At 36.7% G+C, this 24,274-nt stretch carries 25 protein-coding genes and 1 pseudogene; 18 read left to right on the forward strand and 8 right to left on the reverse strand.

Features of this window, described 5'->3' with window-relative positions; genetic code table 11:
- Positions 1-106: 106 nt before the first annotated feature.
- Positions 107-304, forward strand: coding sequence for a hypothetical protein (locus A6755_RS05810; RefSeq protein WP_063590051.1), 198 nt, complete (start codon positions 107-109; stop codon positions 302-304).
- 255 nt (positions 305-559) lie between these two features.
- On the opposite strand, the gene A6755_RS05815 is transcribed toward A6755_RS05810, so the two are convergent.
- Together A6755_RS05815 and A6755_RS05820 are read right to left on the reverse strand one after the other, a co-directional pair.
- Positions 560-1,867, reverse strand: coding sequence for an MFS transporter (locus A6755_RS05815; RefSeq protein WP_063590052.1), 1,308 nt, complete (start codon positions 1,865-1,867; stop codon positions 560-562).
- Positions 1,868-2,037: 170 nt separating this feature from the next.
- On the reverse strand, positions 2,038-2,802 hold the full coding sequence (locus A6755_RS05820; RefSeq protein WP_063590053.1) for an MBL fold metallo-hydrolase: 765 nt from the start codon (positions 2,800-2,802) through the stop codon (positions 2,038-2,040).
- A gap of 132 nt (positions 2,803-2,934) precedes the next feature.
- Between A6755_RS05820 and A6755_RS05825 the strand changes: the two genes are divergently transcribed.
- On the forward strand, positions 2,935-3,342 hold the full coding sequence (locus A6755_RS05825; protein WP_034304420.1) for an Lrp/AsnC family transcriptional regulator: 408 nt from the start codon (positions 2,935-2,937) through the stop codon (positions 3,340-3,342).
- Between the two features lie 367 nt (positions 3,343-3,709).
- On the opposite strand, the gene A6755_RS05830 is transcribed toward A6755_RS05825, so the two are convergent.
- Both A6755_RS05830 and cotR read right to left on the reverse strand, forming a co-directional pair.
- Positions 3,710-4,531, reverse strand: a complete 822-nt coding sequence (locus A6755_RS05830) for an STAS domain-containing protein (RefSeq protein WP_063590054.1) — start codon at positions 4,529-4,531, stop codon at positions 3,710-3,712.
- Between the two features lie 328 nt (positions 4,532-4,859).
- Positions 4,860-5,816, reverse strand: a complete 957-nt coding sequence (gene cotR / locus A6755_RS05835; RefSeq protein WP_063590055.1) for a sporulation hydrolase CotR — start codon at positions 5,814-5,816, stop codon at positions 4,860-4,862.
- A 286-nt stretch (positions 5,817-6,102) separates the two neighbouring features.
- Here cotR and A6755_RS05840 point away from each other — a divergent pair, with 286 nt between their 5' ends.
- The 5 genes from A6755_RS05840 (at position 6,103) to A6755_RS05860 (ending at position 9,856) form a co-directional block, all read left to right on the forward strand.
- Positions 6,103-6,648: a hypothetical protein gene (locus A6755_RS05840; protein WP_063590056.1), complete on the forward strand. Its 546-nt coding sequence runs from the start codon at positions 6,103-6,105 to the stop codon at positions 6,646-6,648.
- A 375-nt stretch (positions 6,649-7,023) separates the two neighbouring features.
- Positions 7,024-7,521: a hypothetical protein gene (locus A6755_RS05845; protein WP_063590057.1), complete on the forward strand. Its 498-nt coding sequence runs from the start codon at positions 7,024-7,026 to the stop codon at positions 7,519-7,521.
- Positions 7,522-7,809: 288 nt separating this feature from the next.
- Positions 7,810-8,337, forward strand: coding sequence for an RNA polymerase sigma factor (locus A6755_RS05850; RefSeq protein ID WP_063590058.1), 528 nt, complete (start codon positions 7,810-7,812; stop codon positions 8,335-8,337).
- Complete coding sequence (locus A6755_RS05855) at positions 8,321-9,409, forward strand: DUF4030 domain-containing protein (protein WP_063590059.1); 1,089 nt, start codon at positions 8,321-8,323, stop codon at positions 9,407-9,409. The genes A6755_RS05850 and A6755_RS05855 overlap by 17 nt, the downstream gene beginning before the upstream one ends.
- Positions 9,410-9,541: 132 nt before the next feature.
- Complete coding sequence (locus tag A6755_RS05860) at positions 9,542-9,856, forward strand: hypothetical protein (RefSeq protein ID WP_063590060.1); 315 nt, start codon at positions 9,542-9,544, stop codon at positions 9,854-9,856.
- Between the two features lie 256 nt (positions 9,857-10,112).
- Here A6755_RS05860 and A6755_RS05865 read toward each other — a convergent pair whose 3' ends face one another.
- Positions 10,113-10,883, reverse strand: a complete 771-nt coding sequence (locus A6755_RS05865; protein ID WP_063590061.1) for a sporulation protein — start codon at positions 10,881-10,883, stop codon at positions 10,113-10,115.
- 526 nt (positions 10,884-11,409) lie between these two features.
- Between A6755_RS05865 and A6755_RS05870 the strand changes: the two genes are divergently transcribed.
- From A6755_RS05870 to A6755_RS05885, 5 genes and pseudogenes are all read left to right on the forward strand, one after another.
- Positions 11,410-11,913, forward strand: coding sequence for an RNA polymerase sigma factor (locus tag A6755_RS05870; protein ID WP_063590062.1), 504 nt, complete (start codon positions 11,410-11,412; stop codon positions 11,911-11,913).
- Complete coding sequence (locus A6755_RS05875; protein ID WP_063590063.1) at positions 11,903-12,898, forward strand: anti sigma factor C-terminal domain-containing protein; 996 nt, start codon at positions 11,903-11,905, stop codon at positions 12,896-12,898. Before A6755_RS05870 ends, A6755_RS05875 begins: the two co-directional genes overlap by 11 nt.
- Before the next feature lie 210 nt (positions 12,899-13,108).
- Positions 13,109-13,312 (forward strand): annotated as a pseudogene (locus tag A6755_RS26550) (SAM-dependent methyltransferase); the annotation flags it as partial.
- A 135-nt stretch (positions 13,313-13,447) separates the two neighbouring features.
- Positions 13,448-13,831 (forward strand): cupredoxin domain-containing protein, encoded by a 384-nt coding sequence (locus tag A6755_RS05880; RefSeq protein WP_063590064.1) that lies wholly within the window; start codon positions 13,448-13,450, stop codon positions 13,829-13,831.
- 159 nt (positions 13,832-13,990) lie between these two features.
- The gene (locus tag A6755_RS05885) at positions 13,991-14,545 is read left to right on the forward strand and encodes a hypothetical protein (RefSeq protein WP_063590065.1); all 555 of its coding nucleotides are present in this window, start codon (positions 13,991-13,993) and stop codon (positions 14,543-14,545) included.
- A 59-nt stretch (positions 14,546-14,604) separates the two neighbouring features.
- Here the strand turns inward: A6755_RS05885 and A6755_RS05890 are convergent, their stop codons facing one another.
- Positions 14,605-16,020, reverse strand: coding sequence for a PQQ-dependent sugar dehydrogenase (locus tag A6755_RS05890; protein WP_063590066.1), 1,416 nt, complete (start codon positions 16,018-16,020; stop codon positions 14,605-14,607).
- A 295-nt stretch (positions 16,021-16,315) separates the two neighbouring features.
- On the opposite strand from A6755_RS05890, the gene A6755_RS05895 reads away from it, so the two are divergent.
- Together A6755_RS05895 and A6755_RS05900 are read left to right on the forward strand one after the other, a co-directional pair.
- Positions 16,316-16,591: an ArsR/SmtB family transcription factor gene (locus A6755_RS05895; protein ID WP_048679554.1), complete on the forward strand. Its 276-nt coding sequence runs from the start codon at positions 16,316-16,318 to the stop codon at positions 16,589-16,591.
- A 107-nt stretch (positions 16,592-16,698) separates the two neighbouring features.
- Positions 16,699-17,082 carry a VOC family protein gene (locus A6755_RS05900; RefSeq protein WP_063590067.1) on the forward strand — a complete coding sequence of 128 codons (384 nt, stop codon included), beginning with the start codon at positions 16,699-16,701 and terminating at the stop codon, positions 17,080-17,082.
- Positions 17,083-17,286: 204 nt separating this feature from the next.
- Here A6755_RS05900 and A6755_RS26930 read toward each other — a convergent pair whose 3' ends face one another.
- Positions 17,287-17,442 (reverse strand): hypothetical protein, encoded by a 156-nt coding sequence (locus A6755_RS26930; RefSeq protein ID WP_164468797.1) that lies wholly within the window; start codon positions 17,440-17,442, stop codon positions 17,287-17,289.
- An 803-nt stretch (positions 17,443-18,245) separates the two neighbouring features.
- Here A6755_RS26930 and catA point away from each other — a divergent pair.
- A complete protein-coding gene (gene catA / locus A6755_RS05905; RefSeq protein WP_063590068.1) occupies positions 18,246-18,893 on the forward strand; it encodes a type A chloramphenicol O-acetyltransferase in 648 nt (215 codons plus the stop codon).
- Between the two features lie 789 nt (positions 18,894-19,682).
- On the opposite strand, the gene A6755_RS05910 is transcribed toward catA, so the two are convergent.
- A complete protein-coding gene (locus A6755_RS05910) occupies positions 19,683-21,140 on the reverse strand; it encodes a S8 family serine peptidase (RefSeq protein ID WP_063590069.1) in 1,458 nt (485 codons plus the stop codon).
- A 267-nt stretch (positions 21,141-21,407) separates the two neighbouring features.
- Between A6755_RS05910 and A6755_RS05915 the strand changes: the two genes are divergently transcribed.
- The 3 genes from A6755_RS05915 to A6755_RS05930 all read left to right on the forward strand — a co-directional run bounded on the left by A6755_RS05915 (position 21,408) and on the right by A6755_RS05930 (position 24,201).
- Positions 21,408-21,641, forward strand: coding sequence for a hypothetical protein (locus A6755_RS05915; RefSeq protein ID WP_063590070.1), 234 nt, complete (start codon positions 21,408-21,410; stop codon positions 21,639-21,641).
- Positions 21,642-21,840: 199 nt separating this feature from the next.
- Complete coding sequence (locus A6755_RS05920) at positions 21,841-22,398, forward strand: cysteine hydrolase family protein (RefSeq protein WP_063590071.1); 558 nt, start codon at positions 21,841-21,843, stop codon at positions 22,396-22,398.
- 447 nt (positions 22,399-22,845) lie between these two features.
- Complete coding sequence (locus tag A6755_RS05930; protein ID WP_063590073.1) at positions 22,846-24,201, forward strand: TrkH family potassium uptake protein; 1,356 nt, start codon at positions 22,846-22,848, stop codon at positions 24,199-24,201.
- Positions 24,202-24,274: the final 73 nt, after the last annotated feature.

Raw genomic sequence — 24,274 nt, forward strand, 5'->3', positions numbered from 1 at the left:
TTTTTGAAATTATTCTAACAGGAGCTTTCCTTCATGCTTAAGCTATGCTTATGCAGCTAACTGATTTGAAATAAAATTTATATTGCAGTAAAGGAGACGATGGGATTTGCTTAAGATTGATACAGTTTTTTCATATGTTCTTCTCGGAGTAATAGTTTTTTATGTCTTGGAATGGTTAGCTGTTGGTTCAGGTTTCGGGGTACTTGTTGGCGGAAGTTTTGGTTTACTTTTATATATAGCTAATCATTTTAGTAAAAATCAAAAAACAATGGGTAATGCGGAAGAACCTGATGACAAGCAATAAATATTAATATCCTAGGCTAACGGGTGCTTTACATTAATAAAAGGGTTGCTGTGGCAGCTCTTTTTCTTATGGAACAAATGGGGCGGGTAAGTTCAACTAGAGATTCCATAAAACCTCATTTTCTTATACAGCTCCTGGGCTTCTTTAGAAGATTGTTTTTTTATAAGTTACCTTCCTATATGAATAAAGGCAGCTTTCAGTTTCTTGCTGAAAGCTGCCTTGTTAATATTTTTATTTCACTAAATAAGTTTTCTATCATAGCTCTTTGCTTGGATTTTTCCGAGACCAAACAACTACAGGAATAAGCACTAGTGACAGAATGGCTCCAGAAAGTGATAATGCTGCAAAACTAGAATGAGCGACTACCATTCCTGATACGCCACCACCAGCTGCTCCTGACAGTGCAAATAGTACATCGACTGATCCTTGTGTTTTTGCACGTACAGATGGGTGTGTTGAATCTATAATGAGGGCAGTCCCGCTTATTAAACCAAAGTTCCAGCCCAAACCTAGCAGTACTAACGCCAGGGTAAGCAGTGGCATTGAACCTACGGGTGCAAAAGCTGCCACCAATCCTGAGGTTAGGAGTGTAGCACCAGAAGCAACAGCCATAGCAATACGGCCAAGCTTATCTACCAGTATACCTGTCAATGGTGAAGGAAGATACATGGCTGCTATATGGAAACCTATAACTAATCCTACTTCTCCCAAACCATGACCATGATGTCCCATATGAATTGGTGTCATTGTCATAATGGCTGCCATGACAAATTGAGTCAAAATCATAATTAAAGCCCCTACAACAACACCCTTTTTGTTTATGGTAGCCTTTAAATTTGTCCCTGTCTGTACGCTATCGCCTTTTTTCTTAGCATTCGCAATAGCTGTGGACACAACCAAAGGGTCTGGACGAAGTAAAATTAAGATAAATAATCCGGCAATAATAAAAGCGGCTGCTGACAAGATAAAGGGGCCAGCCAAGGTTGGAACACCAATTGAATCAGCAAAATCCCCCATTCTATTGACCAAGTTAGGACCAACAACGGCACCCAAGGTAGTGGAAACCATGGCCATGCTTGCAGCAGTTGCCCTTTGTTTATCTGTTGCAAGGTCTGTCCCTGCATATCGCGCTTGTAGATTAGACGCTGTACCAGCTCCATAAATAAAAAGAGAAATAAATAAAAGTGGGATACTGCTGGTTAAGGCTGCAATTATAACACCAAGGGCACCTAACCCACCTGCAAGGAAACCACCTGCAAGTCCTGCTCTGCGGCCAAAACGTTGTGAAGACCGGCCTATAAGCAGGGCAGCTCCCGCAGAACCTAAAGTAAATAGGGCAGTTGGAATTCCTGCCGCATTTTCAGTCCCTAGCATGTCTTGTGCAAGAAGCGCTCCTACTGTTATACCGGCTCCAAGTCCTGCTCCCCCAAAGATTTGTGAAAGAATCAAAATTCTTAATGTTTTTTTATAAAGCTGTATTTGTCTTTCTGGTGAATCAATATATTCTTGCAACCATATAGGCTGGTGTGTTGAGGCATTTGTATCTTTTGCTGACATTGTCATGAACTTTACCTCCTAACGAAATATCCTTGTAGCTTTTCATGTTTGGATGTCATCCTTGGAACATTTCATATCGTCATTAGAAGGAGCTCATAATTAAATTTCGATAATTATGAGCTTCTTTTATTTCTTATTTTTAAATAGGAACGTGACACTATTTGTCGGTGTTCATATTAAAATTTGTAGGATTCACCATCTTCTGGTACTAACATATTTCTTGAGAATCCTTTTTCTTTACTAAAGTTTTTTAATTCTTCTCTAGATAGTGTCCAATGGTTAACAGCTTCCATATGAACAGAAATAACCTTAGCATTAGGAGCCGCCTTGTGTACTTCATAGATGTCTTCTTTTCCCATAATGAGAGAACCATATTCTATCAATTGATTATCTCCGCCATTGACAACAATAATATCTGGTTTATGGGTATCCAATTCTTCCTGTACACCTTCATACCAGACTGTATCACCAGCTACGTACAATGTTTTTTCACTTGGATGTTTAAAGACAACGCCGCATACTTCCCCCATACTCTTTAATAGTTCTTCTCCTCTTCCATGCTCGCCTCTTGTTTTAACTAATTGGATGCCTTCAAAGACAGTGTCCTTTGTTAATACCTCTACATTGTGGAACCCGGTATTTTGGACTTCCTTTGCATCTTCTTCATTTTGAACGAACATTTTAATATCTTTTGGTAATAGTCTTTGCGCTGCTTCGTCAAAATGGTCTAAATGTAAATGAGTCACAATGACTGCATCAACTCCACTAATAATATCGTCAGCAGAGGTTGGTAAACTCACTGAAGGATTGTTTTGATCTTGCCTAATCGTACCAGGGAAAGACGGGTACGCACCTTTCTCTGCTAACATGGGATCAATTAAAAACTTTTTATTTGAATATTCTACAACTATCGTTGCATTTCGAATTTGTGTAATCTTCATTTTTACAACTCCCTTTCTTTTCATGTGTTCACTAACAGTGTTAAGTGTATAATATGAGCAGGGTTCAAATACACAGATAAATTAAAGTGTTTTAGGCGTTTGACTTTATTTTTGAAAGGAGTTGCCGTTCAGATGGATCAAACAGATAAGCGAATTATAGAGGAGTTATGTAGCAATAGCCGGATTACGATGAAAGAATTAGGGGAGAGAGTTCACTTAACAGGACCGGCAGCCGCAGCTAGAGTGGAGAAATTAGAGGACAATGGGGTTATTGAGGGTTATAGCATTAAAGTGAATCAAGCGAAATTAGGGTGCTTTACGTATGCCTTTATCAATATCTATATAGAAGGTACACATCATCAACCTTATCTCTCATTTATCCAAACAAAAGAGGGGTATGTCATCAATAATTATAAAATCAGTGGAGATAGCTGTTATCTTTTGGAGTGCAGGTTTCCAAGTAATGAAGCGTTAAATCAATTTTTATTAGAGTTAAACAAGTATGCAAACTATAAATTATCGATCGTTATAAGTAAATAGGGCTTGAATAAACATGGATATTTGTGAATAGTCACATTTAAACTATAGGGTGCTTGAATTGAACACCGAAGGCAGCAGGGACACCTCGATTTCTTATTCACAAGTTAGTATATGAAGAACTGTACTTAAACTAATGGGTGGTTTAGCTGAAGATCGGAGCTGTCTTTAAGGCAGTTTTTCTTATGGAACTATAGGACAGGTTAGTTGAAGAAGAAAACGAATTGATTGGTGTTGAATTAAATGCCTAACTATATTTTTCATACAAAGATGTAACTGCTAGAAGGAAAAATATTTAGACAGTTGGTCAGAATATATTGAATAAGGAAAAAGAGTCGGCAAAGCGACCCTCCTCTAAGATTCTCCGTATTTAACATATTAAGTATTTATTCAACGCTTGTTGTAAAGTTCCTAATGTTTGTGCTTTTTCATTTAATCTCATTCCTAAGCGTATCATATTGCTAGCCACTTCAGCTCTTAACCCGGTAATCACAGTGGTACATCCCATTAATGAAGTGCCGTCAATAATCCTCATTAAATGGTCAATTACCTCAGTCTCCATTTCCATAATTCCAGATAAGTCCATAATCAATGTTTGAATACGTAATTTTCCAATCTCTATTAAAACCTTTTCCTCTAGAATATTCGTTCGGTAAAGATCAACCGCACCAATTAAAGGCAAAATACATATAGTGGGTGTTATTGGGATTATTGGCACAGAAAGATTTTCGACCAATTCTTTTTGAGCCATTATCAATGAATCTTTGTATTGAGAATATGTGATAAAAAAAACATTTAAAAACCTGTCTACTTGATTATTTATTTGTTTTTCTACCGAAAAAAAATCTTCATTTATAACGCGATTCGTTACCTCGTTATATCCTTGTAGGAACTTCCACAAAGTTCTTCGAATGGCTTGCACCCACTCTAATTTGAAAGTTAATGGTATTTCGTGTGTCGCCCAAGCTATACCTTCTTGTTTAGCAAATGATTGAAGCTCTTGTTCTTCACCTTCAATAATGTATCGAACTAACTTACGGGCATTATTTATCAGGTCAATATTACCGACCATTAATATTTCTTTAATTTTGTCTTTCACATTAGATGCTTCGTTTAATAATGAATCTTCAAAATCCTCGTTATTTTCTTCGATGAATTTCATTAATTTATATATATCAAGTGACAAATCCATAATTTAATCTCCTTTTTTAAAATATGCCAAATTATAAATACCCTATTATTATAATTACTAAACCCATTTACACAAAAAACTTCTAATTTAAAGGAAAATGGATGATATTTATGTAAATTAATATTGTGAAGATTTCTACTTAAACTAACGGGGCAGGTTGTTCGATTAAAGAAATGTACATTGGCATATTTTCCTTACATTAACAGAGAGTTTAGTTGAAGAAGAACTGAATAAATAAAAACAGCCAGGTTCTGGCTGTTTTTATTGTGAAAAATCCGAATGCTTGAAATAAAAACCAAAATTCAATCAGATTTTTGGGATAACTTTATTAATTCCAGTTTTTCTCTATAAATTGAACTGCAGGATTTAAATTTGTTTTGTTAGCAATTGAAATGAGAGCTGGAACCACAGAAGGGTCCGTTTTGGAAAAATTAGGGATCCGTGGATTTAACCGAAAAAAACGATTTCCTAGAAGCTGAGAACTGACCATGGATTCATAGTAACCGGATCCACTAGCGACAATCTGAAGAAATGGCAGTAAGGGTTCATTGGGAGATCGGTCCAAAAGAACTCCCCAATTTGGGGGAAGGTTCTTCATATTTTCGGGACGTATGTTATCTGCACTTACCATCCCCCACCCCTTCGTATCTCTTCTTAATCGAGTCGGCTCTTCACCTGTTCCAATGGATAATACCGCAATTTGATCCAACGGCTGTTTGGCTTTCCCCACTGCAAATGCGATACTGGCTGTACTGGGGTTGGTTGCTACTGTATACCCATCCACGTAGTTTTGATAGGCTCGTTGCGTCGCGGGAGCACCACTGCTCCGTAGTATTACATCACTCGCTTTCTCATTTAAATAGGGAGAGCCAGGAAAGTTGTGGAATAACACAGGAGTCCAACGATTCAGCTCCGGTGAGAATAAATGAAATGCAGGTACAACAATTCGTCTTTTTAAGTCTTTGAGGAGAAGATCTGATGGGAAAAATGTTTGAACCGCTTTAATAAAACCAGAATATGGCAATTGTTGGTTGAAAACAGGTCCACCTGGTCGGGAAACGCTGAAAGCCGGCAGGATTTTATCCTTAAAAAACTGGAGTGTCTCCTTCGGTGATCTTCCACTTGCTAACGCAAGGGCAGTGAATGAACCGATTGAATTTCCCGAAAAAACATTGGTTCGACTAATTAATTTTGGGTTTTGCCGAGCCAGTCTGTTCAAAAGTTGTAAACTTAAAGCACCTAAAGTGCCGCCTCCATCAAAGGACATGATCCGATATTTTGTCAAAGCTATTTCTCCTTTCTAATCTGGTCACAAATATCACTCAGTATATGTTTATTTTTCAGGAGCCGGATTATGTAGCTAAACATCCAAGGAAAGACTACACCGAGTATATAAAAAACTACGACGAGGATAGAGGAGACTAGGTTTGAGTGGCAGTACGGGCAAGCCAAACAGAATTATTATGCACGTACTTTGTTTGTAATGGGTGATGAGAAAGACAGAAAGTAACAAGGGTAATTCATAATTTGTATAGAATATGTAGAGTGTAGATTCATTTGAGGATAATGAGGTGGCTATCATAAAGAAAATTCTTGGTTTATTGTTTTTGTTTGTATTGTTTATTAGTGCAGTTGCTTGCAACAAAGATGTGATCAAAGAAAACAGTGAAGAAAAGCCCCTAAAAGAGGAAAATGTGGTCAAAGTAGAAGAGGCAGAAATACTATTTAATAACTATAGTAAAGAACTATATACTATTAAAGATCCATCCAATCCCCCAACTTTTGATGAAATCGCAGAAAAGATTAAATTATATTTAACAGAAGAACAATATAATGCTGAAATCGCTAACCGTAAATTTCAAATACCAGAATTGGTATCCAAACAAATTAATAAAAGTATTGAAGTACAAGATGTGAAACTTGAAGAACAAAGAAAAAATGGTGATGGCAAAATAGATTACTTATATACAACAACATTTAAAGTTTATGACGAGAATTCATCTAAAATTTATGAAAAAGAAGGAGAATTAACCATATCCACTACAAATAATGAATTAAAAATCGATCGTGATTGGAGTAGAGGGGTGAAAATTGACGGTTTAGATGGTGGCCTATAAGAGCTTATAAATGAAGTGTCATATTATGCAAGTGTGCTCTCGTTTTATTTAATTAAAGCGCCATGTTTGTTGAGGACTATAAAGATTTAACGCATTGGATTTTGCACTAAATCAATTCATTAAAGTAAGGAATGGAAAATTTATTTCATAATGGTTGTTGCAGCACCTTTTCTATATAAACTCCACAACAATGAAATGTAAAAAAATTCGGAACTAAGTATTTCGTATTCCTGAGGAAGGTGAAACGTAGTTGGTGTAATGCTGTTTTATACCTAAATGACTCTTTAACACAGAAAAGGTTTTACTCTTGTTTATGTTATAATTTCGATTGAAGAATTTCGATTTATACTATGACTATTAGATTGGTTGTTGAAGATGAAAAGGAAAAAAAACAAGAAAAACGAATCAAATATAATTAATATGACATTTGGAAAGAATTCTTATGTTAAGGACGATGAAACAGATTTTATATTTGCGTGGTTACATCCTATTATTTCGTGTAGGTTATGTATCAAGTATTTTATAAAATGGATGACGTCTGTGGATTCTTCTTTAGCACCTAATGTTCACCGTTACTACATTTTATTCTTTACATTGATATTGAGGTCATTTTTGTGGATTTATATTGGAATGGGAATTGGAGTAATCTCAAATGATAAGTCAGATGGTATGAGGTTAGTGACAGAGATTCCAATGGCTTTCGGGATGTCATTTTTATCTATATTTGGACTGTTGTTGGTTTTACGGATTGTCATTTCTTTCTTTGAACTGATCAGACTATTTAAAAAAGATAACTTAATTTTGTATGGTTTGGGAGTTACCGTTGTATATGGATTTATTGGCATGGTTATGTTGGGGAGTGCAATGAGGTAGTTTTATACCATGTTATCCTGCAGGTAACGGGTGCGTTTGCTGGAGATCAGAGCTGTCTTTAAGGCAGCTTTTTCTTACGGAACCATAGGGGCAGGATAGTTCCTTGATCATCATGAGCTTAGAGCATGATTTTCACCTTATTTCTAAGACAACTGATAAACATCAGTCCTATAAAAACAAAAAGATCTCTAATCTAAACTTTTAGAGATTTTTTTTACGCAAAAACACAACTTTTATTTAGTTAGTACGTCTAAGTATTGAAAATTTAAGAAAAGGAGGGGTGGAGACTTGTCGGAGTACAGAAAATTAGAAATTGCAGATTGGTATGACCAACATAGTAAATCCATTTTAAGCTTTATTTTATTGATGGTTAAGGATTATCAACAAGCAGAGGATTTGACCCACGATACCTTTGTAAAAGCGTACTTATATCATAATTCATTTAAACAGCATTCCAGTGAAAGAACATGGCTATTCAGTATCGCTCACAACTTAACGGTTGATTTTTTAAGAAAACGTAAACCCAGCAGGTTCTTTAAAGAAGTATTTCTTTTTCAAAAGGACAATACCTCATTACCTGAAGAAATGATTCGAATAAAAGAGGAATCATCTGAACTATATAAAGCGTTAGGGGAAATCAAAGATACATATCGAAAGGTGATCGTTTTAAGAAAAATCAAAGGTTTTTCGATTGAGGATACAGCAAAGATATTGAGTTGGACTGAGAGTAAAGTTAAATCAACTCTTTTTAGAGCTATTCCAGCCTTAAAAAAACAACTAATAAAGGAGGGGTATTTGGATGAAAAAACAATATGAAGAGACTGATTTAGATATCTCCTTAAAGAAGTTAAATGCCGATCTACTGTGGAAAACCAAACAAAAACAAGAACTGAAAAAACGAATCATTTCTGATATTGAAAAGTTGGAGTCCCAAGAGAGAAATAAGAATCCTATCCTATCAACTAGTATCAAAAAAGTAAGTCTGATCAGGAAAATAACATACTCTGGTATCGCGTTGGTCATATTATTTAGTTTATTTATTGGCTCAGCTTTTATCTCCCCTGCAATGGCAGAAGTGGTCTCAAAAATTCCATTCTTAAACTCAATTATTAATAAAAAACCGGTCGGTACTATTATTAATGAAGAATTAAGCGAGAGGGGCTACAAATTTAGTGGTCCTAATATTAACTATCCCAATAAAACGATAGCTATATTTGTTGAGGGTTCTAATCAATATTATAAAAGTGTTAAAGGTGAAATTGAAGGTATTGTGAAGGATATATTACAATCAAACAATTATGATGCTTATAAAGTTAAAATAGAAAAATACGTGGATGTTCCTTATAGCGAAGAAGAAAAGAAACACATTGAAGAGCTAGAAAAACAGCATAAGAAGGACATGGTACTTTCGAGGGCTCTTGATAAAGTTTTTGAAAAGTATCACATCTTACAGTATGGTGTGAATCCCAATAAGACAATAGAAATAGCCCTACCGGACACCGAAACAAATACAGAGGAAATTAAAAAAGAAATTAATAATATACTGCAGAAAACAACAAAGGAGAAATACTCAGTCAAAATTAATAAAGTAGACATGGATAAAAGAGATCGAGACAAAAGATGGATGACGATTTTAGATTCCATTACTGATGAATTAATTGGTAAAAGGGATTATAAAGTTACGTTGACTGGATATTCCATCAACCCAGAACCTAGGATTAATATATGGACTTCTTTAAATAGTCCGGATTCTGATTCAAAGGAACATGGTGATAATATCGAAAAGATCCTTAAAGAATATCTGAATTCTAAAGAAATGCAACCATTGGTTAAAAATGATTCATACAAAATTAATGTATACAGTAAGGATAAAAAGAAGATAAATTAAACTAGAATAAATTTATACTGGGGTTGCTACGGCAGCCTTTTTATTTTTGAACAAAAGGGGCAGTTTAGTTGCAAAAGGATAATGGTTTTTTGTGGTAAAATTAATAGGAAAAGGATAATAAGGGGGATGACTATGGAAGGGTTGGAAATATACGATTTTTTAAGATTAGTTTTTATAACCTTTATAATTAGTTTAATTGTTATTACCATTATTTTATTGGTTCAAAAGAAACGGAGCAACCTCGTTAATGGATTCACAGTTAGTATTACTTCAATAATTTCAATAATTGTTTCTGGTATTAATCTTATTATTATAGGATACATAGCTGATGAATTAAATTTAGGAGGAGATGTTATTTCCTCATATTTGTTTCTTATAATTTTAGGGTTAAGCATATTTAATTTGTTTCTTTACTTTAAAAATAAAAACAGTATGATTAGTGATTAATAAATAAATTTTGTTCTTAAAGGAGTTGTTAGGGCAACTCCTTTAACGTCGTGAGTTAGCTGAAGATCGGAGCTGTCTTAAGGCAGTTTTTCTTCTTTAACTAACAGGTGTTATTGTTTAATGGGAAATCTACTAATCTAGTATAATAGTTCTTCTTTTGTCTATACTGTCTATTAATATGGTATAGATTGGAGAGAAACAGGTATGACCTTAACTGATGTATGGGGTTTATATAAGGCAGAAAAGCAAATCCAATTTATCGAGAATAACGGGATAGTATATCCATCAGTTCTTGCTTGGCTGTTTCTACACTTTCTTTTTGGAAATGTTTGTATTGCACTCGGATCTTGGATTCATCCATTCCTGCTGCACTTTCCAAAAATCCAGAAAGTCCTCTTGCTTTTCTATCCACTTCGATGAATAAATCTACGGATTGAGCGTCCGCGACGAATCCGATTTCAACCTCATCAAGGCTTCTTTGGAATGGACCGCCCTTTGGCTTGTATTCGAATTCCTGAAAGACACCCGTTTTGCTACGTTTGAAGGGTACATTTTTCACTTTGTTCAAGTAAAACCCTAATGATTCGATTGCTTTTAGGAAGCTACTGACTGTTTCATTTTCAAATACGTTTATATAATCGTTATCTTTAGGGTCCAATGCGAACGTCACATCCATTTCCGTCTTCATCCACACAGATACGTCCCCTACCGTGATTGGCGTTTCGTACGGAAGTTGCAAGGAAAACGGAATCACCTTTTCTTCGCCTTTTTCAATGACGAATGCATCCGAAACCTTTATTTTGTAAAGGGTAACATCATCTAAATACTTACGGTCATCCTGTTCCCTCAAAACCTGTGTCATCACATGGATGTACAGCCCATTGATTTCCTGTTGGGTGTTTCCGCCAAGGACAAACACGTTCCCTTTTACCGTTTCTCCTTGTTTGTATGAATCTTTTTCTAATTTTGTATCCACTTTCGCCGCACCGATTCCGATGCTTGCTTTCATTTTATCAAAAAATGACATGTACATAATTCCCCCTTTGTAAGTCTATAAATAGCATAGCATAATAGGTTCATGGGCGCCTCTAGAAGGGGTTCAAAGTTTAATGGGCCATGAAAAAGTGAAACCACAAAAATTTATGCATATCCAACACACGTATAGGCGTTTGTATTAGAGTTCATCCGCATGACTTAAGTGGCTATCTTAAAGCTTGGAAAGAATGGAGAGTGTATCTCCTTCTATTTAAATAGGGATTCTTAATGAACTAACAGGTGCATAGTTGAAATTAGAAGTATGGAAACTGATCACCTCTTCTTAACATTCAATCGAATAGTTAAGAGCATGTTTTGATTTATCTTTTAGTCAGGACATGCTCTTTCTATTTGCTCATTTACCAAGGTGTTTTGTTTTTATCTATCGTTGTTTCAGAGATACAGAACAACAATAGTTTCTTACTAAAATTCGAAACTATTTACTAAAAAACTATTTTGTGTGATTAAAATTGTAAACTTTTCTTAAAGGTATACGTCTAGTAGGCAGGAGGACGATGATGGATGACATAAATAGGAATAACGAGCTTAATTCAGAGCTTAATATCGTATATAGATACTTGAGGAAATTGGGTATTTCACAAGCCGATGCAGAGGATGTTGTTCAGGAAACTGCCTATAAGTATCTGCTTTATTACGATACGATTCAGACTTCCAAGATAAGGAGTTGGCTGATACGTGTATCATTAAATTTTCATTATGATCAGTGCCGTAAGCAACGGCGGTACGACCTCAATTTAAATGAAGGACTTTTAGAGACGGATAAAAGGGAGCTTCCAGAGGTGGTTTTCCTTGAAAAAGAAAGGAATAAAGAGATTGGATATGCACTATCAAAGGTAAAGCCGCACTTTCAAGAACTTTTGTTATTAAAGTATCAATCAGGCTTATCGTATGAAGAGATATCCAAGTTATTAGAGAAACCTATCAGTTCTATTAAGACGAATTTATTCAGAGCCAGGAAACAATTAGCGAAGATTTATAAGGAGGCAAACCATGAGCGATAATCACGAATCAAAAAAAGAGGAAGAAATCGACTTTATCAGCACACCTTCCTTGCAAAAGGCCCTCAAAAAAACAAAAAGGAAGCAGACGATCAAGTATGTTTTCATTGCTGTACTTACAACTACCATCCTGATGACCATACTTTTCACAGGCAGTCGATATATCCTAAATAAACGGCTAGAGAATCAGAGTAGTAGTATATATGAGATGATTCATGGGGCAAATATATCATTTGGGGATAGCAGCCGTAATTACAATTTATTTAGTGTAACAAAAGAAACGACCTACCGTAAAAGCATTGGTGACCGTTCAATAGTATGGGATAAGAAAACCGAAAAAATCCCATTGTTCGGAAGGATAAACACCATTGAACGAGGAAGTGGAATGGTAGAAGTCAATATTTTTAACGAAAAAGAGAAACGAACGGTCCGTTATAATGACTTCAATAATGAAAGGAAAATCGATTTTTATTATCCAGGTTTGTCCTATGACTATTTACCGGATGAACTTGATACTGCCGTTGGTTTGGACAAAAATACATTAATCGAGGTTGCCCTTTCCTTTAAGAAGCCTATGACTTTAGCAGCGTTGGATGAGAAGCTTGGCTATGAAAATGTCAATTGGCTATGGGTCGATACAACAACTGTCGCCCAAATGGACAGAATGACAAAGGAACTGGATTCTGATAGGTTAAAAACTAAGGGCGGTGGCGGTGCCTTTGGATTCGAAGTCATTCAAGAAGTTCCTTTTTTTGATGAAAGCGGGCATGGATTCATACAGACTTTGGAACAACTGAGTAAAACAGACAGCCATAAAAGCTCTATTAAAGAAGCTCTGAAGGGAATCAAGGAAAACACCCAATCTTCAAAAGGGGAAATCCGCTTTAACGGGGCCGTCGTGACTGGTACGGCAGAGGAGCTTAGACGTTTCCAAAAACAAGATTTCATTCGTGCCTCCGTCATTGGTGCTACGATAGATAAATATTGAAGGCAGTGGAAAGAATAACAAAGGGTTACTGCGGCAACCTTTTTATGGAACTAACGGTGCCAAGTTTCTTGAAAAATCATAATAGGATTTTTATTCTTTTAAAGGTTTTAATAAAGTTGAATTGAATAATTAATATGGGTAAATCAAATAAAGTTGAGGTGTAATTTTGCAGATACATGGTGAGTCCAAAGAGCTAAAAAGATAACAGATCAAAGGGTAGGTAAAGACTATTTCGAGATAATGGAAGGGATGAAAATGTTTTTTTTATGATTCCGACTCGATTAAACAAGAATTTGGAAATTATGGACTGATAGAGTTTTCGAAATTGTTGAGCCGCATAAGAATGCGGAAAATAAACCTCCATTTAAATTTATAATGGTAAAATGTCAAAAAGACTATGATGCAAAATCATAAGATTGGACTCCAGAAGATCGTCATTAGTGGCGATCTTTTTCTTTTCACCTATTTGAACGCGCACTGTAACCAAATTAATAGTAATAATATTTTATGAATTAGAAAAAGATAGGGTAAGGGAAGGAGGGATTGCGAATGTCAGTGAAAAAGTGGGTAACAGGTTTGGTCGTTATGCTTGCAACGGTTGTAGTTGTGACAACTCTAGGATCATTCGGCGTATTTGCCGAATCCCGTGTTGTAACTCAGCCTGCGGTGAAATCGATTGAGGTCGAGTTGAACGATGATTTCTTTAATCCGGAAGTCATCACTATTCCGAATGGAACAGCCACAACGTTGATTTTGAAAAACAAAGGTAAGAAAGAGCACACCTTCACAGTGGAAAAGCTCGGAATTGACGCAGAAGTCCAGGCAGGTAAAGAAAAAACCATTACCGTGCAACCGAAACAGCCGGGTACATATGAACTGATATGCCGGTACCATTTCCAGGAAGGAATGGTTGGGAAAGTGATCGTCGAATAAAAGGCAGGGCCAAATATGGCCTTGTTTTTTTATTAGGCAAAGGAAAAACATTTTTCATTTCAGGATATGGATGTTGGGTCATTAATAATGGTTCCACCTCTAATGAATGGCAAATATAATGTACGGTAACGTATAAACCATTTAGAATGAGGTGGAAATGTGTATTTTTTTAAACCTATTTCTGATGAGGTTCGTTTATCTCAAATCCTATTCAATAAACATAATAGAACGATGAAGCTCATTTTAGTGTCCATTTTTGCTTGCATTGCTGCCATACTTCAGGCTGCTCCAGGCTTTTTACCAGGTATCGGATACTTTATAAGTCCGCTAGCCACTGCACCCATTCTGTTAGGTTCCATGTTTTCCATTCCATTTGGAGTGGTGACCTACCTTTTGACAATTATGTTGTTATTCATCCTACAGCCAACTGAACTCATTGTATTTCCTTTTACAACAGGATTGTTGGGACTTGGCATAGGGGCATCTTTTTCTTTTTTTAGGAAGAGATTAAGTGTTATTGCTGCTGGTGCCATTCTTTTAATGTCAGGAATTATGAGTCTACTATTTATTTTTCACTTTCCGGTTTTAGGTCCAGCCGTGTCCGTTTCCTTTTCATTTCTGATAACTGGCTTTTTATTAGCCTTCATTTATAGCTGGTTGTGGGTTGAAATGGCTTTAATCATTTATAAAAGATTAAAAACGATTATAGTTTAGTGAGTCTCCATCACTCGTTTTTAATTTCAATTCATTCATGATTAAGTAGAATTTTATAGTTAGGGTTCAACGATTTCAAAAATCGTACCTTGGTTAAAATCAGTCACTTTCATAGAGCCATATACCCCTAAATAGAGTCTGGTTTGATCCAGGTTCGTTCCCAAATTAACATAATAAGCTGATTGAGACCCAAAATCATAATCGGTTTGTATCACACTAAAATCATTTTGTTGACCATTTGGCCTTACGGTGGTATAAGCTAAAGCCCCTCTTACCTTAGGTTGAGATTCTTTCCGGGCAAGATCGGTAAACACAACGCTTCCTGTCAAAGCAGGGATTCTTTCCCCCATATAGGCTTGCACTCCTGTAATTGCAGTTCCTCCAAACTTATCGGGTCTGGTATCTTCATGAAAATAACTAGTCAAAGGCTGAAGACGGTTCCCTGAAAGCGCAGCTGCTTCATTGTAATAAGCAGTTATTTTTTCATTCAAAGTCGAATTTTCCGTGCACTTTCTTATAATCGAAGCAGGAAAAGCACCTTCCCAACCTCGCCAGCCAAAGTTAATAAATCCTTCTTTGTCAGGTTCAGAATTCATGGAATAAGCTTGAGTAAGCTGAGTAACCGGTATTGGTTTATACTGAACGAATGAAAAAATCGATTCGACCAAACGCTGTCCGACATTTCCCGCATACTTAATATACTGATTATAAAATCTTTGAAATGAAATACCTGGTATATTGCGCACCCCTTTGGCCATTACCATGAGCGTTTCCTGAATGGGTGTGGGAAGTTCATTAAAACGTGTGACAATGGGTGGATTATTGATGTATAGATTCTTGCCTACATCCATTTCGATTATTTTACCGGCGATTTCGAGATCATTCTGGCTTAAGTTAAATGGATCATAGCCTGATCCGCCATCTCCGGTTGTTAAAACAAGTTTTCCTGTTTCGGGTGAAAAGTTTAAACTATTGAAACCATTATGATTTTTAAATGGCCGTCTTAAGTTAAGTAATGTCCGTCGTTTTTGGGGTTGACCATTCGCTTGTAAAATCCATTCTTCAATTGTATCAATATGATCATATTTAGTTTCTCTATTCATCCACCTTAGGTTTAATGTTTTGGGATCACACGGGTCAGGCTTAAAAGATTCAGAAAGAGCACCTGGACCTTGTGTTCCTGCCACTGAATAATGAAGGTAAAACAGGCCGTTATAATAAAATTCGGGATGAAACGCGAGCCCCAGCAATCCCCGTTCATCATATCCGCCACCAGAAGCACCTAGTTTTAGAATTCGCGAGCGAATATCTAAAAAAGTCCTTATCTCTCCGTTTCCTATGTAAAAGATCTCTCCTACCTGGGTTGCAATAAATAATCTTTCAATGGAGTCACCCGGAAGTATAGTCGTTTTCAAAACAGTAGGTAAATTTATCTTACTTACAATGGGCCGTAAACCAACCTTCACTTTTATCAACTGATTTTGCCCCCCTTCTTATTGTTTTCTTTAATAAGAATATGATTAGAACTGTCCATTAGTACCAAATTAGGCAGGGGGAATCTGATAAGGCAATGCACTAATTTCGCACGAGCTAAGTAATCTAAAGGGGTGCGTTACTTAACGGGACTGTTTAAGATGAAAAACTAAAACCAATACTTAAATTGTCTGTAATTATTGGAAATCCCGATCAGGAATAGGTGCTATTGACAAGCAACCATAAAGTTGCTTATACTTATTGACATGCAACCACAGAGTTGCTTATAATCGATGTATGTGGGATAAAGACGCTATATTCAAAGCACTCGGCGATTCGACTCGGCGGCTGATATTGGACGAACTATCTGAACGCAACGAGCTGACGTTGTATGAACTTACGGTACGTCTCATTACAAAGCACGACCTTGCCATTTCGCGACAGGCAATCGCTAAACATCTAGCTGCATTGGAAGATGCAGGACTCGTAAAATCAAAACGAAAGGGAAAATATCGAGTACTAATGTTCAACAACGAACCACTTAAAAACTTGCTGAAAGGATGGATAGAGTAATTTTATAAAATCGGAACAGGCTACTGAAGAATGTGTGGTTTTTTCGGATTGGAGCCAAATTGTTTGCAGAGCACCAGCGTGGTAAATATTAAAGGAGGCAAAAGATTATGAAAATCATTGTTACCAGTTTATTCGTACAAGACCAAGACAAGGCACTGGAATTTTATTCAGAAAAGCTGGGATTTGTAAAAAAGCATGACGTTCCCATGGGGAAATTCAGGTGGATTACGCTTGTTTCTCCCGAGGCTCTTGACGGTACCGAGCTTTTACTCGAACCGAATGAGCATCCTGCCGCAAAGGAATATCAAAAGAAGATAGTAGCCGAAGGCATCCCAGCAACAATGTTTGGCGTTGCAGATATTCATAATGAGTACAAACGACTATTGGAAAACGGCGTGAAGTTTACGATGGAGCCGACAAAAATGGGAGAAAGCACTATAGCGGTCTTCGATGATACATGCGGCAACCTTATTCAGATAGTGCAGCAGTAATTTTATATGAAATAGTTTTATTGGAATGTTTTAAGTTGGAGGAAGTGTGTTCATCTTAAACATCTTTAGGTTAACCCTGTCCTAATCTTAGGACAGGGTTTTATATTTTTGGAGTGTAAAAATGACATTGTTGTCATTCTCCAATAGAAATGTAACATTTAAAAAAGTTCATAAATTCGAAAAAATAACCCCGAAAGATCGGGGTTATTTTTTATTTACCTGACGTCCACTTTTTTTTGAGCTCTGTGAACTTGTGTTTCCAATTTGAAATTCATTACCTAATTCAACATCATTTCTTTTATCCTGTTTCTCGATTTGCTTTCTCGTTTGATCCTTGTTTTGCATCCCTTGTTTAGACAATACGTATCCATCTCGCTTTCGATATTATTGTTTTTAATATGCGCAAGTATAAGGAAAATACGTATTATTATTTAAAAAATAATTCTTTTAAGTAACTTATTAATAGTTCTTATTATATTAGAAATTTTTTCTTTCTTCTTCGGTGTCTAACTTGAAGGAAGTTGCAGCGAATTTAGCTGCTAATCGGCAGCTTCTTTTATCAAAAAAGAAGAAATTAGTTTAAGTCTGGTAATTATTGTACTTATACGAACGGGTGCTTTAGCGCCATAGAGGGCCGCCAATTTGCGGCCAGAAAAAACCACAACAGACCCAGTAAAAACGCTTTTTAAAAAAGGGCTGAGCCTTATGAGTGATCTGATTGAGTTTGGTAAATCGTTAAACAAAAACCTCCAATTTATAGCAAATTAAGTAGAGGCTAGCGCGACGACCAAAAAAGGATTAATCTCCCATGAGTGCTACCCATAAAGGGCGCGACAGTCGGTGGTATACCGCGGTCGTCGGAGTCAGACTAACGGATGGGCTCAAAGGCACCATAGTTCTACGACCTTCTTCGCCAGCCGTTAAACATTATTGACCCCGAACCCCATTTTCATTCTCTGTGGTGCAGCACCGGTTTTGCGCTGCATAGATGGCTAACGGGGCAGTATCGTAAAAGAAAGTAATCTCTGTAAGTTGATTTTAGTCTGGGAATATTTAATAATATTGGGGTACAAATTCTTTTAAAAAAGGATGACTGTCATGAAAAAAGCAGAGGAAATAGCCTCCTAAATAATCAAGTAAAACACATTAGGAGGGCGTTGTATATGAAATTCAATATAATTGATCGTGAAAATTGGGTTCGAAAAGAGTACTTTGAACACTATTTACAACAACAAACAACATTCAGTATAACGAATGAAATGAATATTACTGTTCTAATGGAAAACTTAAAGAAGAAAAATTATAAGTTATATCCCGCGTTTATTTTCATGGTTACAAAAATAGTTAATTCCCATCGAGAATTTAGAACCAGCTTTAACCAAGAAGGGAATTTAGGTTATTGGTCAGAAATTTTGCCTTCTTATACAATTTTCGATAAGAAGACATACACATTTTCTAGCATCTGGTCACCAAATGCAAGTAGGTTTTCTGAATTCCATTCCCAGTATGAAAAAGATGTAGAAGAATACAATGGTACGGGTAGTTTATTTCCAAAGACCCCTATACCAGATAATCATATTCCGATATCCATGATCCCTTGGAGTTCTTTTACAGCATTTAATTTAAATATTAATAATGGTGGCGATTTTCTCTTACCCATTATAACCGGGGGGAAATATTCACAAATAAAAGATGAATGGTTCTTGCCTGTTTCGTTGCAAATTCATCATGCAGTTTGTGATGGTTATCATGCAAGTGTTTTTATGAATGACTTCCAAAGGTTTGCTGATGAAAGTGCAGACTGGCTCTAGTTGTTCATTGGGAAAATACAAAAGGGAACTGTGAAAATCGAGTTTGTCCACATTTTTTTGTTTGTACAAATTTGGACGTTGATTGGAACGTAGGGCACTCGCTTTCCGCGGGCGGTTCGCCCTCGGCGCACTTGCGCCTGTGGGGTCTCCCTTGGACTCGCTATTCCCGCAGGAGTCTCGCACACCCGCTCCAATCAACTATGTTTAAAAATTTGGATGGAACTCCTTTTGCCTAAAGTATTGGGAACTGTGAAAGCAGTTCCTTTTTTTTATAGAATTAAAGGTTTGTGTACCGCTAGCTCAATAAGTAGATGTTTTTGGTGGTATTATATGGATATAAGAATGACTTACATAATTTAAAGGGAGATGATTCAATGTCATTTAATATTTTGATACCAATTATTATAATGGGTCTCATAATTCTTTGCGGATTTGGAATTTTCAAGATTGCCAAAATCATAAAAAGGTGAGGCTAGCCGGCAGCCATTACTTATGAAAATAAAGGGCAGGATAATACCATAACACAAATTGGAAAATGTATATTTACTTGGACTAGAATTTGTAATTAAGCGATAAAACAAAAAATCCCTGCATTTAAGCAGGGGATGAATTTTAACTGGTGAGTTGTGTTAATTAGAATATGGCCTCACGCATTTTATGTGTTTCCGTTTTTTATATTTCGGGAAAATAGCCTTTGTTGTTATGGATATATTTTTCCCAATTACTGTTTGGGTTACAGATTCTGATCAAGAACCTTTCCTTGTACTATTAATATTTCAGAAATATAGGCTACTTCTTTATATTTTCTAATGCTCTATATGCATTTGCTTCTCCTGAGCCAAATAAAGCATCTTGTCCTTTCTTTCCATAGTCAAGAGTTGTTTGCTTAATGAGTGCTGTTACTTGGGCTGGTTTATATTCCGGATGAGCTGCCTTAATAACCCCTGCAATTCCAGCAACTTGAGGAGTGGCCATGGAAGTACCAGCATTAAACTCATATGAAGTACCTAAATAGGTAGGCCAGGTACTTAGGATTAAGTTACTTGGATCAGCCGCCGCAGGGTCATTGGTTTCTGCATATTCAGGACCGAAATCGCCTCCGGGAGCTGCCACGTCAATGGCACTGTTTCCATAATTAGAGTAGAAAGCAAGCTGTTGAGTTGACCATTTTGTGGAGGCAGACACATTAATGACTCCTGGCATCTGTGCCGGTACTACGGTTGCAGGCCCTTTCACGCTCATTCCATATGGTTCATACAATTTATTTAAAAATTCGTTAACTTCCTTCTTGTCATCTAAATTTAAACTTTCATTACCACTGCCGGCCACTACAGTTACCCCATTCTTTACTGCATATTGAATGGCTCTCTTCCAAAGTAACGTTTCAGCGATTGATTTATAACTTTCTCCCTCAATTGTCATTTTGTTATTATTATAGAAACGTAGAGACATATTAATAACATCTACCTTGTCATTTGTTGCTGCAATGATTCCATCTATAATCCAAGTTGGTAATCCAAGGGCTTGCTCTGAGTATAATGCGCGATAGGATCTGATTCCTAAATCCGGTCCTATACCCTTTACTTTACCATTTGCTCCAATGATCCCGGCAACGTGAGTGCCATGCCCATTGCGATCTTTAATATCAGTGGGATCACCTGTTTCAGATTCATCCATTCCAGCAGGAACAAGGTTACGTCCGCCTAAATTATTATTCTTTAAGTCAGGATGAGACTCATCAATTCCGGTATCAATCACTCCCACCACTGCTTTATGAGTAATGCTGCCATCTTTATTTTTATATCCGCCTGTTTCTAAATCATATGATTTCCCGTCGTTGGTCACCCTTTGTATATCCCATTGGGAGTCCCAATAACTATCAGAATTTTGCTGGCTGATGATACTGGACCCATAGTTATAAGGGCTGACTGCTGTTTTGTTTAAGGTTAGGGGAATTTCTCTGTTAGCAGCTTCTATTGAAGAATGAGCTTTTAGGTTTTTAAGAAAAGAAGGCTCGTCAGATTGAGCTTCTATTCCTCCAACCTCGGGAAGGACTTTGATTACTTTACCACCGGCTTTCCGTATTACCTCTTGATAATTCTCTGGTAATCCACCTTTAAAAGCTATTGCGTATGAGTCATTCATCTCCTGATTTTGACTCTTAGCTTGGGCAGGAACATCACCAACGGAAAGTATCCCTGCTCCTACAGCAATCGAAAGTACCGTATGTAGAATTCTCTTTTTCATATGTCTCCTCCTATATAATGGGAAATGTTAACCATTTACTATCTTAATATACAACAACTAAAATTCCAAGTTTTTCTAATGAATCTATTATTGAAATTGGCAGCTCTTTTATTTATGAAATGATCGGGGCGGTTAGTTGAAGAAGGGAATGGTTTTTTTTTCTGGAATATGTCTAGTGGGAACTGTGAAAGGTGTAAAAACCGTGTGTTCCAAAAGGCTAACCTATCAATGCAATTCAGTATCAATCAATATATGAGGAGGGTTCAAATGGATAAAAGAGTTCAATTTGACTTTGAAATCAAGTTTACTAATGGCGGTGGGCTTCAAGGGCAGGAATTCCGCCTTGATATTGATGGAGATGACATCACTGACCAAGAGTTAGCCAAGAATATTGTAGAGGATATGAGGTTACTAATGGTTGGAGGAGTTAAGGTATTTAATAAAAAGATCATTAATGAAAAACATAAACGAAAACCTGTTGATGAAAACTCCGGAAAGTAACCGGCTTCTTCAGCTATCAAGTGCCTTTGTGAAGATCGGAGCTGTCTATAAGGCAGCTTTTTCTTTTGGAGATAAAGGGGCAGGATCGTTCAAGAAGGTATTGGTAAATCATTGACGAAAATATAAAGAGCTTAGTAAGAATGGCTTCTGATGAAAAACAGGAAAAATCTAGCTGCCAATAACTTTAGGGGGGAAAATATTGAAACAAACATTACTGATAATCGATGCTCAACAGGAATTAATAGAAGGTAATAAGGAGGAACAAGGAGTCTTTGAAAAAGAAAAAATCGTTACTAACATTAATACTGTCATTGAAAAAGCGATAAAGGAAGATATCCCTGTTGTTTTTATAAGAGATTTAGATGTTTCACATGGTGAAGGACCTGGATTCCAGATACACAGGGATATTAAGGTACCATCAACTGCTATCATATTTGATAAAGCTGCCACAAATTCGTTTTATGGCACTCCATTACACGAACATTTAAGTGAAAACAATGTAGACCATATTGTAATAATGGGATGTAAGACGGAACATTGTATTGATTCAGCCGTTAGAACAGCAACAATCAATCATTTTGATGTAACATTAGTTGGTGATGGTCATTCCACTTCTGATTCCAAGAACTTATCTGCAAATCAAATAATCCTTCATCACAATGAAATCCTTCACGGTCACTATAATGTAGACAATTTTTCACTTGTTAGAAATTCTAATGAGGATTTGTTTACACCCGTTCACAATAATTATCGATAATCATCTTCAACTAACGGGTTCGTAAGTTGAAGATCGGAGCTGCCTATAAGGTAGCTGGATATGGCATATCTTTTGATTTGGAGAATAATAAAGATGTTGGTTATATGTTTAATAGTAAGGATGATTTAAATTTTCAAGTAGAACGAAGAAACAGTGTTGTTTATTTGAGAAGCTAAGCCAGGATATGCTTTCTTCAATGAGTGTGGTTGCTTCGGCAGCCATTTTTTCTTGTCGAACTGACGAACGATTAACCCCCTTGAGGTCCTTAAGGGGTTTTAGCTGTTTATGCAAACTAGATTTGTATAACGCAGTCATTCGATCGGTCTTCTTTAACGGGGTAGTTTATTTTCCTAATTTAATGGACAAATTAATATAAGTTGAAGTTATGCAATGGTACGTTCAAATCAGGTATATGTTTGTCAAAAAACATATAGAAGTTGGAGAGAAATGAATAGTAAAATAGAGAACTTAACAAACCGACTATCTGCTGCTCAAATCATCGTTTTTTATTACCTGGTAGCTGTAGTGGTTTCAACCATTTTATTGCTGCTTCCCATTACTCAAACGCAGAATGCAGAGCTCTCATTTATTGATGGAGTATTCATTTCTATTAGTGCGGTAACTGTAACGGGATTATCCACGGAAGATGTAAGCCAGCTGCTCAGTGTTCCCGGTACGTTTATTTTTTCCATCATCCTCCAGTTTGGTGGAATTGGGGTCATGGCTTTCGGAACCATACTATGGCTTGTATCAGGAAGGAAAATAGGACTCAGGGCAAGAATACTCATGACGACAGAACAAAACAGCCCCACTTTTTCCGGGATTGTTCGATTCATACGAATGATCTTCTTTTTCTTTGTCATGATTGAGCTATTAGGGGCTATTGTCTTCGGTACATATTTTTTGAAGTATTTCCCAACATGGCAAGAGGCTTATTTGCAGGGTTTCTTCGCCTCTGTGTCTGCTACGACAAATGCCGGTTTTGATATCACTGGAAAATCACTGATTCCGTTTGCAAACGATTATTTTGTCCTGACCCTTAATATAATACTCTTTATTATCGGATCCCTTGGGTTTCCTGTTTTAATGGAGGTAAGTCAGTGGCTCAGGCATAAGGGAAAGATGCCATTCCGGTTCTCCTTGTTCACAAAAATTACAACCGCAACTTTTTTCATACTGATCGTAATTGGAGCCATTCTCATTTATCTGTTTGAGTACAGTCATTACTATGTGGAAACGACTTGGCATCAATCCTTTGTCCATTCTTTGTTTTATTCGACATCTTCAAGGACTGGCGGAATGGCGATCAGCGACGTCAATCAATTTTCAGTACCTACCATTTTGTTACTGTGTATTTTTATGTTCATAGGGGCATCCCCCAGCAGTGCTGGGGGCGGGATAAGAACCACCACGTTTGCTGTGATGCTGCTTGCCATTTACAACTATGCGAAAGGGAACAGAACAATAAAAATATTCAAAAGGGAGATCGATGATGAAGATATCATCAAGTCATTCATCGTTTTCACAACAGGTATGATCCTGTGCAGTGTGGCAGTTGTCATTCTTGAATGCATTGAATCTGCCTTTTCCCTAACGGAAATTTTATTCGAAGTTTCCTCTGCTTTTGGCACTGTAGGCCTTTCGCTTGGCATTACACCGGAATTGAGTACTGCCGGGAAGGTCGTAATCATGACTTTAATGTTTATAGGGAAAATCGGGATGTTTACCTTCTTATTCAGTATGGGGGGCAAACCATTAAAACATGCGTATCACTATCCTAAAGAGCGCATCATTATAGGATAAAAAAAGGTACTGCTGCAAAGGTTGTTGTCTTTTTCTTGATCGAGGAAAAATTCAAGCTGAGGGGCATCGTACC

The sequence above is a fragment of the Peribacillus frigoritolerans genome (assembly GCF_001636405.1).
Lineage (GTDB): Bacteria > Bacillota > Bacilli > Bacillales > DSM-1321 > Peribacillus > Peribacillus frigoritolerans.